General features: G+C 45.7%; 4 protein-coding genes. 1 reads left to right on the plus strand and 3 read right to left on the minus strand.

All coding sequences use genetic code 11. The features are described 5' to 3' along the window. Nucleotides 1–108 precede the first annotated feature (108 nt). Nucleotides 109–885 (plus strand): MBL fold metallo-hydrolase, encoded by a 777-nt coding sequence (locus AC6H04_RS03920; protein ID WP_497570452.1) that lies wholly within the window; start codon nucleotides 109–111, stop codon nucleotides 883–885. A 319-nt stretch (nucleotides 886–1204) separates the two neighbouring features. On the opposite strand, the gene AC6H04_RS03925 is transcribed toward AC6H04_RS03920, so the two are convergent. The 3 genes from AC6H04_RS03925 to AC6H04_RS03935 form a co-directional block, all read right to left on the minus strand. Next, on the minus strand, nucleotides 1205–1681 hold the full coding sequence (locus AC6H04_RS03925) for an AP2 domain-containing protein (RefSeq protein WP_497570453.1): 477 nt from the start codon (nucleotides 1679–1681) through the stop codon (nucleotides 1205–1207). Between the two features lie 44 nt (nucleotides 1682–1725). Beyond that, nucleotides 1726–2691, minus strand: coding sequence for a glycosyltransferase family A protein (locus tag AC6H04_RS03930; protein WP_497570454.1), 966 nt, complete (start codon nucleotides 2689–2691; stop codon nucleotides 1726–1728). Nucleotides 2692–2848: 157 nt separating this feature from the next. Further along, on the minus strand, nucleotides 2849–14584 hold the full coding sequence (locus tag AC6H04_RS03935; protein WP_497570455.1) for a KxYKxGKxW signal peptide domain-containing protein: 11736 nt from the start codon (nucleotides 14582–14584) through the stop codon (nucleotides 2849–2851). Between the last annotated feature and the right edge of the window lie 112 nt (nucleotides 14585–14696).

The raw sequence follows: 14696 nt of genomic DNA on the forward strand, positions 1-14696 counted from the left end.
AATAATTGAGGTATGATTGAATAGAGTCGATGATAAAATACGGATGGTTGCTAGTGGCTATTTTTGTGATGATTAAACTCGTCATTTAACAGAAAAGAGATTTTTACTTTGAGTGAAGACAATCTTGAACCTTTATCAATTACTCAACTGGAGCCTGACTTATGGCAGCTGCAGCTGTGGTTCGTCCACGCTTTTTTGATCCACGATGATCATGACGGCTGGATTTTAATTGATTCTGGTTATCCGGTGAAACCCGGTCACCCAAATATGGTGGTCCGTGCCCTAGACCAACTAGGCTTGAAGACTACTGATATCACTCAAATTCTGATTACGCATGGCCATCCAGATCACATCGGTAACGTTGCCTTAGTAGCTGCACAATCCCACGCACCAATTTGGATGGGTGCCGCTGATGCAGGCATTTTGGAAAAATCATTCCCAATGCCACCCGTTCATCGACACGATGGCAGTCCTGGTAAGGGTTGTCCCTATTTTGAACCAGCTCCGGTCACTCACCGCATTCATGGTGATACTCAAATTCCGTTAGCTGGGGGCATTACAGCGATTGAGACACCTGGTCATAGTGCTGGACAGGTAGCCTATCTTTGGAACCGTCACAACGGCGTCTTATTTGCTGCCGATAACTTAATTAATGAAAACGATGAACTCGCTATTGCGCCTGGCAACATTGATTTTGATCAAGTACGTCATAGCCTTGAGAAGTTGAGTTACTACGAATTCGATAAGCTGCTCGTCAGTCATGGCAATGATTTACTTGCAAATGCCAGCTTTATTTACAGAAACCTTTGGCTACCAAATCTGATACCACAAACTTTTGATAGTGTTGATTCGAAAAATTATCAACCGCAAAGTATTCACGCGTAACCACGGTCAAAAGCGAAGTTAAAAATCCTGAAGATTATAAAAAACTGTAACATCAGGCTATATTGATAAAAGTTTCATCTAAATTTTTAACTGAAAAACAACTTATAATCTAGTCTAAAACACCAAAATGCGTCTTCCGACGACAAAGTTCGACGGAATACGCATTTTGGTGTTTAATTCTGGAATCTACCGGGTTGTATCACGCTCTTTAATTGGGTGGCTGATCACTTACTCCGTCAACTCCAAGAAATGGTTTCTCACCAAAGAGAGCCCCAGCAGCTATCACCGCTGAGACTCTCTCATTCCTATAAGATCACACCTATTGCTTTTCTTTCACTGCATGCTTAAAGTACTGTGCTTCAGCTTCTTTCCGTAACCTCACTGCTTCGTTAAAATCATAGGTCGCGTGATTCAACACGTACCTGCCGTGAAACATCAACCGGGCAACGAAGCAATGCGATTGCTTGTCGTAAGAAACACCGATGACGCCAGTGCGGTTACGCTTCCCCTTATATAAGCTGGAGTAGCCGATGCCATCTTCATTCTTTAGCGGATTCCCCTGATTGGCGATAAACGACGGATTTTGCTTCGCTGCTTTGCTGGATAGTTCTCGGCGTAAACATCCGCAGCTACGTGTTATCCCGTGTCGCAGCGCATAACCGTCTGCTTCCACGTAATTGCCGCAATCGCAAAGGCACTTCCAGCGAGCGTTACCATTGTTCGTCTTGTTCTTAGCTCTCCCAAGTACCAATAAGCGACCAAATTTTTGATTCGTGATGTCGATTAGTCTACTCATAACCATCATGTCCCCTTCATGATATTAATTAGTTTGATACTCGCTCAGTTACGCGTTGCCGCAACTTTGCCTAGCGCCTGAATGTAGCTGTCAAACTGCACTTGTTCTTTGACCCAAGGTGCTTTCGGATTCTGGTCCGTCAGCTTCAGATGATCCACTAGTGCCTGGACGTTTGACCAAATATCGGCGTTGTGCTGAACCAGTAACCAGAATGCCTGATCCACATGAGCACGCTCAATATCTGGGACCTGCTTGATCAAGGTATAATACCGCACGCAGGCTTTGGCGAACTCGTCGATGTAGATCTTCGGGTCGATCATCCGCAAAGTTTCAAAATACTGACTCAGCATGGTGATCTGCTCAACGGAAACCGTCGACGGCATCGGCGCCATCACTTCGGACCGGATATCGCGGCTCATAAACTGCGCGTAGGCAATCTCATTAACTTCAATATCCGATTGGGACAGACTGTTGACCAGTCGGCTGTAGAATTCATCCGAGTACTTCCCAACCGCTTGCCAGTGAACGCGGTATTGGTTCAGGAAATTACGCTTGAACCAGCGCCCCCGTGCCGTCATGAAGTCACGGCCAACTTTGTATTCAGTGGTTCGCGTCCGAGTCATGTCCTGCTCCAACACTAGCCCGGTCAGCACATCCGCAGCAGGATTCTGGTCGGCCATGGCACTGAACGTCTGGATCACGCTGGTCTGATTCAGTAACCCATCCGGCCCCATGAACATCACGTAGTCACCGGTGGCAGCTGCCACCCCTTGTTCGAAGGCTTCTTCCCATGACAAAACGTTATTGGGATTTTCATAGTGAATATCGATATTTTTGAACAGTCTGAATTGGTCCACATCCCTCAACCGGTACTGTCCGTTATCTACCAAGATCACCTCAACGTCACGGAAATCAATCCCCATTTGATTATTGATCGATGATAGCGGAATCGCTAAATCATCTTCCCGTGCATCGTCCACCGCAATAATAGTACTGATTCGTTTTGCCATAGTCTTCTCCTCCTTGTATTTTTACTATGTATGAGAAGGCGGCTGATTCGCCGTCTTCCCTATAAGAAAGACTGCATTATCGCGGGGGACATTGCGATATGCAGCCTCTCTCACTATGAATCCGAGCTAGTAGTCATGGGGGTTAAGTTGGAAATGACTAGTAGAGGGACTCGTGATCATTATCGTCACTATCATGACGCTTGCGACGAGTGATGCCGTAAGCCAAGGTAGCTTCCATAATAGTCATGCCGACACCCAGCATTACGAGTGCTGAAGCCGATGTTTCATTGGTTTGCGGCAAAGTGCCTTGAGCAGCAGCTTTACCGTTACCAGTTGCCAAACCATTACCGTTGGTAGCATCAACAGCCGTACCGCCTGCGACAGCTTCGTGGATGGTTGAAGCACCGCCGTTACCAGCTTCGCTTGTTGGAACCATGCCGCCGTCAGTATCAGTAGTCGTGTCACCACCAGTTTCGGTAATCACACCGGTGTTACCACCTGGAGTCGTGGTTACAGCAGTGCCACCGTCAGTACCAGTGGAAGTTCCGGTACCATTACCGTTACCAGTATTGCCGCCTGGAACAACCGTACCAGTACCAGTCGTCTTAGTGACGTCGTTGTCACCGCTACCGCCATTGTTGGTGTTATCGCCATTATTGGTTGTACCACCGTTGTTGCCGCTACCGCCGTTATCAGTTGTACCACCATTGTTGTCGTCACCGCCGTTACCAGTATTACCACCATTATTACCAGCTGGAGTAGTCGTCGTGGTAATCGTCGTGGTTGTGGTCGTCGATCCATCCGGATGAGTAACAACCGTCACAATCTTAATCACAGTGGTCGTTGAACCATCTGGATTATTAGTGACTGTCTCTGTCTTAGTGGTGGTTGTAGTATCACCAGTATTGCCAGTGTTACCATCATCGCCACCTGGCGTCGTCGTGTTCTTACCACCGGCTGGAGTAGTGACAACGTTGATTGTCGTGGTTGAATCTTGACCATTTTCACCTGGAGTAGTGGTCGTCGTCGTGGTGGTCGTAATCGAACCGTCCTTGTTAGGAACAATCTTGATGATCACTGTCTTAACCGTCTTTGAACCGTCAGGATTAGTCGTGGTCGTCGTCGTGGTCTCAGTCTTTGAACCATCACTGTTAGTAGTCGTGGTCTTCTCGGTTGTGGTATTAGTCGTTGTGTTAGTGGTTGACGTCGTAGTTGAACTAGTCGTGCCTTGACCATTATCACCGCCACCGTTGACGTTTACAGTATTATTGTTGGTAATATCTGGAACATCGCTACCTGAACCGTTGTTACCAGTAGTGCTGTTACCACCGTTAGGAACAGTGATTGAACCAGCGTTGCTGCCATCTGGGTAAGTGAAGTAGTAAGTGGTGGTGCCGGTGTCCTTATCGACAACCGTCTTTGAAGGATCAATCTGTGGTGTTTGACCATCCTTACCATCTTTACCATCAACACCATTCTTACCATCCTTGACGGTGTAATCGACACCGTTCAGTGTGTAGGTCCAGCCATCAACGTTGCCGTCAGCATCGTAGTGTGGCGCAACGGATGGCGTTTCACCATCTTTACCGTCCTTAGGCGCATCCACTTTACCAACAGATACTTTTTCACCAGCATCGTTAGTGTAGTAGAAGTTGTAAGCGACCGTGTTGCCGTCAGCATCTTTGACAGGTTCAACGTGAGGCGTCTTGCCATCGACACCGTCTTTAGGTGCCTTGACAGTACCAACAGAGGTTTCCTTACCATTCTCGTCAGTAACGTAGAATTCATAAGAAGTGGTTCCATCGTCGTTCTTGACAGCTTTGACTTCAGGCGTTTGACCGTCCTTGCCATCTTTACCGTCTTTACCATCAGCACCCTTAGGAACTGTGACCGTTGAGCCATCGCTGAAGGTAAGCACAATGTCGCCATTCTCGTTAGGAACTTGGCTAAGAAGTGTGATGTCTTTACCATCTTCACCATTCTTAACAGTGTAATCCTGATCACCAAGAGTGAAGGTCCAGCCATCGACGTTACCATCACTATCAGTGTGTGGTTTAACTGAAGGCGTTTCACCATCCTTAGGTGCTTCAAACGAACCAACAGTCTTGGTTGAGCCATCTGGATTAGTGATGTAGAACTCGTATGACTTAGTACCATCAGAGTTCGTAACTTCCTTAAGCTGTGGTGTTTGACCATCTTTAGGTGCTTGAACAGTACCAACATTCTTAGTCGAACCGTCTGGGTTAGTGGTGTAGAACTCGTAAGTGGTCGTTCCGTCTTCGCCTTTAACAGCTTTGACTTGTGGTGTTTGACCATCTTTACCGTCTTTACCATCCTTGCCATCAGCACCCTTTGGAACAGTGACTTGTGAGCCATCGCTGAAGGTAACAACTGTGTTGCCCTTATCATCAGTAGTGGTTCCAGTAACTTTGATGCTGTCACCGTTCTTAACAGTGTAATCCTTACCATCAAGGGTGAAGGTGTAACCAATGACGTTACCTTTATCATCCGTCAATGGCGTTACCGTTGGCGTCTTGCCATCCTTAGGTGCATCTACTGTACCAACATTCTTAGTCGAACCATCTGGGTTAGTGATGTAGAACTCGTATGACTTAGATCCATCAGGGTTCGTAACTTCCTGAACATTTGGTGACTGACCATCTTTAGGTGCCTTAACAGTACCAACAGTCTTAGTTGAGCCATCTGGGTTCGTGGTGTAGAACTCGTAAGTGGTCGTTCCGTCTTCGCCCTTAACAGCTCTAACTTGTGGTGTTTCACCAGGATCACCTTTGTCACCTTTGTCACCCTTGTCGCCTTTATCAACAGTAACTGTTGACTTGTCGCTGAAGGTGATGACAGTGTTGCCATCTTTATCGAGTGAAGTGCCAGTGACTGTCAATGGTGTTGCATCTTTACCATTCAAAACAGTGTATGGAACATCATTCAATGTGAAGGTGTAACCGTCAACCTTGCCGTCAGTGCCAGTGTGTGGGGTAACGGTTGGTGTTTTGCCATCTTTAGGTGCTGGAACGTTACCCATATCACTGGTAGAACCATCTGGGTTAGTGACGTAGAACTCGTATGAAACGGTGTTGCCGTCAGCATCCTTAATAGGTTTAACGGATGGCGTTTGACCATTAGTACCATTGATACCATCTTTACCATTCTTAGGTGCTGTAACAGTACCCATATCATTGGTAGAACCATCTGGGTTCGTGGTGTAGAAGTTATACCCAGTGACGTTGCCATCTTTATCCTTTACTTCCTTAACAGAAGGTGTAGCACCATCTTTACCATTAGCTACTTGAATAACTTGTGTGCTATCCTCGCCACCTGGCGTAGTACTTGGCGTAGTGATGGTGATCGTAGTGCCGATAACCGTCTTACCGTCTTTGTCCAATTCAGGTGTAGTGGTAATCACTGGTGTAACACCGTCTTTACCATTGGTTCCATTCGTGATAGTGCCGACAGTCTTGCCATCTTCAGTAATGGTGTAACCAGTGACCTTACCATCTTCATCCTTGATTTCGGTAAATTCAGGTGTTGTACCATCTTTACCATTGGTGATGGTACCAACTGGCTTGCCATCAATCGTGATATTGTAGCTAGTGTTGCCATCTTTATCAGTAACTGGTGTCAGTACTGGTGAAGAACCTGGATCACCCTTGTCACCCTTATCACCTTTTTCACCATTCAAGACAGTGTAGTCAACGCCATTGAGAGTGAAGGTGTAACCGTCAACCTTTCCGTCAGTGCCAGTGTGTGGTTTAACGGTTGGGGTTTCACCGTCCTTAGGTGCATCAACTGTACCAACTGGGACTTTTTCACCCTTATCATTGGTGTAGTAGAAGTTGTAACTGAGCGTCTTACCAGTGTTTGGATCCTTGATAGGTTCAACCGATGGCGTTTGACCATTAATACCATCTTTACCATCCTTAGGTGCTGTAATGGTACCTTTATCAGTGGTAGAACCATCTGGGTTAGTGATGTAGAACTCGTACCCAGTGACGTTGCCATCTTCATCAGTTACTTCCTTAACAGAAGGTGTAGCACCATCTTTACCATTAGTTACTTGAATAACTTTATCATCGGAACCTGGCGTAGTGATGGTGATCGTAGTACCGATAACCGTCTTACCGTCAGTAGCCAATTCAGGTGTAGTGGTAATCACTGGTGTCTTGCCATCAACACCATTCTTGATATTGCCGACCGTCTTGCCATCGATCGTGATGGTGTAACCAGTAACATTACCATCTTCATCCTTGGTTTCGGTAAATTCAGGGGTTGAGCCATCTTTAGGATTGTTGAGCGAACCAGCTGGCTTACCATCAATTGTGATAGTGTAGCTAGTTACGTTGCCATCTTTATCAGTAACTGGTGTCAATACTGGTGATGAACCATCTGTACCATTCAGGACCGTATCGCCATCTTTACCATCAATCACAAGGGTGACACCGATTTGGTGACCTTTGTCGTCAAGAGCTGGCTTAGTCGTGACAGTAGAACCATCTGTACCATTCTTAAGTTCACCGGCTGGCGTGCCGTTGATGGTGATTGCGTAACCAGTAACGTTACCGTCATCGTCTTTTTCAGGCGTCAATACAGGCGTTGAACCATCTTTACCATTAGTAACGTTAATGGTTTGAGTTTTATCAGAACCTGGAGTGGTAATGGTGATAGTTGTACCAATGGTATTACCATCTTCATCTTTTGTCGGCGTTTGGGTAATGACTGGTGTAGCACCATCTTTACCATTGGTGATAGTGCCAACAGTCTTGCCATCTTCAGTGATGGTGTAACCAGTGACCTTACCATCTTTATCCTTGGTTTCAGTAAACTCTGGTGTTGTACCATCTTTACCATTAGTGATGGTACCAGCTGGTTTACCGTCAATCGTGATGTTGTAGCTAAGAACATTGCCATCTTTATCAGTGACTGGAGTGATGACTGGTGAAGAACCTGGGTCACCTTTATCACCCTTATCGCCTTGAGGACCATTCAAGATGGTACCGGAGTCTTTACCGTCAATAACAAGCGTAACGCCGATTTGTTTTTCGCCATCCATTAATGGCTTAGTGGTTACAACTGAACCATCTTTACCATTGGTAATGGTACCAACAGTCTTGTCACCAACCGTAATGGTGTAGCCGGTAACCTTGTCACCATCTTTAACTTCGGTGAATTGAGGGGTGGCACCGTCTTTACCATTTGTGACAGTTCCGACAGTCTTGTCGCCGATAGTAATAGTGTAGCCAGTGACCTTGCCTTGATCATCTTTAGTAGGTGTGAGGACTGGTGAAATACCGTCTGTACCGTTCATAATCTTAGCGCCAGGCAAACCGTTAATAACTATCTGGGTTCCGATGATGTTGTTATCCTTGTCGTAAACAGGCATCGTAGTAACCGTTGGTGTAGCACCATCTTGACCGTTTGTAACTTCGCCGACCTTGGTATTATTCACCATAATGTCATAGCCAGTTGCGGTCTTAACAAAGTTTGGTGTTGCACCGTCTTTACCGTTTGTAACCTGAATCGAGTTGCCATCGCCATCGGTAATGGTGTATGCACCAGTTGGTTTGCCATCTTTATCAAGAGTTGGTGTGATCTTGGCTGACTTACCAGCTTCACCTTGTGGTCCTTGATCACCATCCGTGACAGTAGCAACATCCTTACCGTCAATGACAATCGTGACACCGGTTTGGGCATTAGTTTCCGGATCAATGATTGGTTTAGTTGTCACAACTGAACCATCCTTACCATTGGTAATGGTACCCTTAGGTTCGCCATTAACAGTAATGGTGTAACCAGTGACCTTACCATCTTTATCCTTGGTTTCAGTAAATTGAGGAGTTGCTCCATCCTTACCATCGTGCAAAGTACCAGCAGGTTTACCATCAACTGTGATTGTGTAACTACCAGTTGGGTTACCATCCTTGTCTTTGTCAGCAGTGATAACTGGTGTAGCACCATCGTCACCCTTTTCACCTTTGGCACCAGTAGCACCGTTCAAAACAGTGGCAGTAACTTTACCATCAACCAGGATGTTAGTCCCAACCTTGGTGATACCATCTTCGCCGAAGGCATCTTCAGTAGTGACCGTTGAGCCATCTTTACCATTCTTAACTTCGCCGACCTTGGTATCATTTACCATGATATCGTAACCAGTTGCTGTCTGAGTAAAGCTTGGTGTTGCACCATCTTTACCGTTTGAAACAGTGACCTTGTGACCAGCGCCATCAGTAATGGTGTAACCAGTGACCTTACCATCTTCACCAACAGTTGGCGTGATAACCGGTGAATCACCCTTCTCACCTTGTGGTCCTTGTGGGCCTTGGGCACCATCAGCACCGTTTGAAACGTTAAAGGTCAGTGGTGCGGTATCGGTTCCTGGGTATGAGATCATGATGGTATTGCCAGTAACATTATCTTTGCCATCTTTGATTGGTGTGACATCAATCTTTGGCGTAACCCCATCTTTAGGTGCAGCGACAGTACCAATAGGGGTATCGTCAGTGCCATCACCCTTAGGGCCTGGAATGTAGAATACATAAGACTTAGTGCCATCGGCGTTAGGAACTTCCTTAACCTCTGGAGTTAGTGTTTTACCGTCATTACCATTAGTTACTGTAGCAATCTTTGCACCATCAGCAAGGATGTAGTAACCGGACTTGGTTGGGTTAGCTGTATCTTCACCAACGTTGAATGGTGTAGCAGTGATCTTAGGTGCCTTAGCAGTTCCACTTGAGCCATCGGAACCATTTGCAATAAAGGCATAGCTAACAGTACCATCGTTGCTGGTAATCTTAAGACTTGTACCACCATCAGGTGCAGTGTTTGGAGTCGTGTGATCACCAGTCTTATCAACGGTACCAAGCTTGTAAGCACCACCTTTTTCGACTGGTGTTGGCTCAATTGTTGGTGCCTTTGGAATAGTAACTGTAGCAGTATCGGTCTTGTCCCCAACTTTAAGTGAGAACGTCCCGTCATGATTATCAACAAGTGACAATGCTGGAACAACACCATCTTTACCGTCAGGAATATCCGTTTCGGTCATATTCTTAGGGTCTTTATTAGTGTTATCACCATCCGCATAAATGTAGATTGGTGTGTAACCACCTTTATCAGCAGTCTTGTCAACATGAGTACCAGCAACAATCAATGGCGTCTTGCCTGCTGGCATCGTGACAGGATCACCACTAGGTTTACCGTTGACCGTGAGTGTAAAGGTACCATCATGATTATCTTGCGTACCTACCAGTGGATCATCAACTGTAACGTGACCAACTTCTGTATCCTGATTCTTTTCAATATCAGCTTGTGTCAGCTGAGTACCTTCAGCAGGATCTGGAATCTTGGTGCCAGTATAGAAGTAAGTCGTGTGACTAGCTGGCGTGGTTACGTTGCCATTGGCATCAATAACGGCAGGTGTGTCCACATTAAATGAAAAGATTTGTGGCGCATCTTTACCATTCTTAACTGTGATTGAACCGCCATCTTTATCACCGTCAATTGTAACCTTATACGTTGTGGTACCATCTTTATTGTCAGTACCATTAGGATCAACTTTAATATCCGGTGTAGAACCATCGTTTGCAGTGATCTTCCCGATTTCTGCACCGTCTGGAATATCAGCATCAGTAAGTGGCTTATCATCATTGACTGGTGTCCCGTCCTTGTGAGTCGTCGGTACATCACCTGTATAGAAGTAAGTGGTGTGTGTGCCCTTGGCAGCATCGTCAACCGTAACTGCGTGAATTGGGGTCGCTGATGCGTCATATACATAGATAGGATCACCAACAGCTTTGTTACTGCTATCTAAAATAGTAACCTTAATGCCACTAACTCCTGGCTTATCGGTAGTTGCAGAGCGTTCAGCGGTAATTGTATCGCCATTCTTTGGAATTTCGACACTACCAGCTGGTTTATCGCTACCATCTTTATTGCCACCAACAATAAAGAAGTCAATCTTATTAGGATCGTTTGGATCAGTTTTAGCGGTCATATCTCCGGCACTGCCATCGATACCATTCTTAACAGTAACTTGACCAACCATATCATCCGTTGGAATGTCTTTGTCATCAATCACTTTATCATTGTTGGTATCGGTTGCCTTAGGACCCTTGTAGAAGTAAACCGTGTTGCCAGTTTCTTTACCATCAGTATCCGTATCAGGAACCGTCAATGATTGAATATCACTGGCACTTGGCGTATACGTTACCGTAGTCTCCAGATCTTCAGGGTTGCCTTCAACATCTAGCGGAACGTTTTGGTCATCGACCTTAGCGTTATCAGGTGTGTAACCATCAAGCTTAGGTGAATCGACAGAGGTAAAGATCTTGTGAAGGTCAGTATCAGCGGTACCATCACCATCTTCATCAGAAGACTTAACGTTGTATGACACAATCTTCTGACTCTTACCATCGTCACTCTTGATAACCTTCGTACCTAACGTCAATGTCTGAACGAGATCAGCACCAGCAGACGTACCATCATCCTTCACATAGTGAATCGTCCGCTTAACGGTTACATCAGGACCATCCACCGCTTGGGTCATGTCGACGCCTGGTTTAGCTGTGTAGATAACCCAGATATCTTGACCATCCGTACTGTACTGAGCATCTGAACCAGATTTATCAGGCATCGTATCGTACAAACCACCATTAGGATCAGCCGTTGCGTAGTAGTACAACGTGCTGGTGTCTAATGTACCATTGGCATCGTCAAGCTTCGTCGTACCATCAACTGCCTTACCAGGTGTTGTAGGTGGAACGACGAGATCCTTAGTGTAATTATCACCGGCATTGCCAGAAATCGTTACAGATGGTAAGACTTCAGTCCCACCAACTTGCTGGTAAACATAATGCACGGTAGCGGTTTCTTTTTCTGGTGCGTAGGTAACCGCCCGATCAATTTCAATGGGTGAGTTATCAGCATCTTTAGCAATCGTCAGTGCGATATCAGCATTGGTAGTCTTTTGATCATCCGTTAACTCAGCACCCGTTGCAGTGTTGGCAAAAGTTTGCGTGTAGCCAGGTTGTCTTTGCTGTTCAAGCGTAGTGAGCTTTGCGACGTTGATCGTGTCAGTTCCCTCAGTGAACGTACCGTTAGCATTCGTTGTCCATGCACCGTAAGTCACAGCTGGTTCGCCGTTGCCTTCAGTGTAAGTGACGGTAGCTGTCCGATAGAGATTGTAATCTTTCAGTTCTTCCTTAGTATCATTGCCAACTGGATCACCATAAGTGACATATTCAGTCACTGCTTTAGTCAGTGCATCGTGGTTGGTTTGGTCGGTATCGCCAGGGTTACCAGGTGTATAAGTGGTAACGGCTTGACGAACATAGGTGTAGAAGTCTGGCCGATCCGTAGCATCGTAGTTACCTGTAAATTCAGCGTTTTCTACCGCTACGTAACCATGACTAGCATAGTCATACAGTGTGGCACCGTCAGTGGAAATCGGATCACCAATCTTCCCGTCCAGCACAACTGAAGCAATCTGATTACCATCGTTTGGTGCAAAGTCGGTAGTCTTCTTGGTGTTAGAAACATCAATATAGTGAAGTTCAGCACCGGCTGAGGTCGTCTTCGTTAAAGTAATCGTGACCGCTTGGTTAGCTTTGCTAGGTTCAGTCACATCGGCACTCTCACCAACGGATGATGGACCAGCAGAACCAGAAGTTAAGGTACCGCCCTCTGCAGTAGCACTGTGATCAGCTGGAATCGTGAAGGTATCTGTGGCAGCATACTTAGTAGCAAGCGTAACTTTGCTAGTACCAGTTTTGTCCATGTCAGAAACGTAGGTCTTAGCCTCATCTTCACTGTTAAATGCTAACCACTTGTCAGTTGCCGTAACAGTATCCTTGCCTTGATCATCCTGCGTAATACTGTTGGTTGTTTGCTTTACCCAGTAAAGGGTTTGTTCTGGTAATTTGAGGTCAGTAGGATTGTCACCTGCAAATGCAAATGTCCGCTTTGATTGATGATCTGCATCATTAGGATCATCAGTATCAAAAGTGACTTTCTTGATCAGATCAACCGTAACGTTATCGGTATCTGCCGTAGATGATAACGTACCCGTATAGGTATAGGTGCCATCTGCATTGGCTGTAATATCAGTTTTAAAGTTGGCATCAGTCTGTTGATCAACAGGCTGTACCATATAACCATCAGGAATAGTTAAAGCTGTGTTACCCTTCGAACCGTCGTCACCAGTAACTGTTTGTGGTGACGCTGGCGCTGGGGCATCTGCTGGAGTACCCGGAGTGACATCCTTATACGTGATTGTTGCATCCGTGGTCTTGACCTTGTCCTGGGTTAGATTGAACGTGATATCATCACTGCTGTCAGAAACCACAGCTACGGTACCAGCGCCACTATATCTACCAACGAATTCTCCGTCTGTGTTTTTATCGGCGGTATCATTTTCTGATTTATCCACAGACTGCACATTATAACCAGCCTTATAATACGCTTCCAACTTTTCACTGAGATCGTATGGCACTTCTACACCAGCGGCATCTTGTGAAAAGGCACCATGGGAGAAATTCTTATTGCCATCAAAATGGACTGCAATATCTGGTGCTTTAACTTCTGAAGTTGAAAGCACTCCTTTAGTTTTCGAATCTGGGTCAACATCAACGAATGTGATAGCTGCGGTTGCAGCGACAGCGCCCGTATACTTAACATTTGCTTTAGTATTAATTGTTCCTGCATTCAACGCATACGAAATCGTGCCACCATTTTTGGCAGCCCACAGAAGCAACAACCCCATCTGCGTATTTTCTTCAGGACTAAAATCATAAAAATACCCACTACCCGTACCCGCTGCGGCTTCAGAAAATGAAATATCCTTATCCACCAGTGTACGTGCAATTGACGATGAATCGGTTGATGAAGTTCCGGTATATGTCAACGTAAAGTGTCCCTTAGTACTTTCATCATTGGCCAAGACAAATTGCGCATCTGGAAATGAGTAAGTAGAATCGTTATGTGGTCTAAGCGTATGGGAAGAATAAAGAGCTGCGTTATCACCAGTCGATGTACCATTCGCTTCACTAATAACACTGTACGCGGTCTTTGTAAACAACGCAGTCAAATCATTCGTTCTATATTCTTGTGATCCGTCCGCATGCTGAACGCCAGTACGGCCCACAGTTACTGCGTTACCTGGTATGGGCGTATCACCATCACCTTCAGTACCTAGTGATGCGGTAATCACCTGTGCTTTGCCAGTCTTGGCAAATTCAGCAGCAGCGGCGGTCTTTGCGGCATCAATTTGTGCAAGATCAGCGCTTCCTAAATCAGTCTTTTCAATATCAGCATCAGCACTCTTAGCTGAAGCATCAGTCTTGGTATCCGTTGTTGATTGCTGCGTGTTTGCGTCAGCAGTCTTCGTACTGTCAGTAGCAGGTGCATTCGTTGCATCCGTCTTAGCAGCAGTTTGATCAGCGGCCTTAGTATCGGTAGCTGTTGATGCAGCGGTCTTGGAACTATCTGCGGTAGCTGCCTTAGTCGTTGTCTGCGTTGCAGTATCACTACTCTTAGTTGTAGGAGCTGCAGTACCTTGAGTTGTTGAAGTCTGTGCTGTACTGTCACTCTTTACAGCTGTCCCCTGTTGATCCTGGGTAGCAGCAGCTGGAGTACTAGTATTGTGTAAGGTGACCTGCTTAGCCGCGGTCACCGCCTGACTTGTTGTACTTGAGCTAACATTACTGCCATCAGTGGATGTCACATCCGCTTCGGCTTGTGCTGGTAATGCAAACGCTGAAATCCCAAATGTCAGCGTTGCCATTCCAGCAACTAGCCAACGTGTTCCAGCCTTATAGAGTTTATATCTTACTTTTCTATCAGCCGAATCACGTTGGAGCTTATTTCTATTGAACTTATACTTTTCCAATGAAATTTCCCCCTCGTAAATTTTCCGATGTACTTTTTAAGGTACACCCGAAAAAGTATAAAATTTGAACTGAGGCGATCGTCTCAGTTCATTTTTTATTAGGAGGATTTTC

This window comes from Secundilactobacillus sp. MJ173 (assembly GCF_059704265.1).

Excerpts from the sequence above, each read along its gene's own strand:
- AC6H04_RS03930 (WP_497570454.1), bottom strand. The coding sequence starts at position 2,691 with ATGGCAAAACGAATCAGTACTATTATTGCGGTGGACGATGCACGGGAA.
- AC6H04_RS03925 (WP_497570453.1), bottom strand. The coding sequence starts at position 1,681 with ATGAGTAGACTAATCGACATCACGAATCAAAAATTTGGTCGCTTATTG.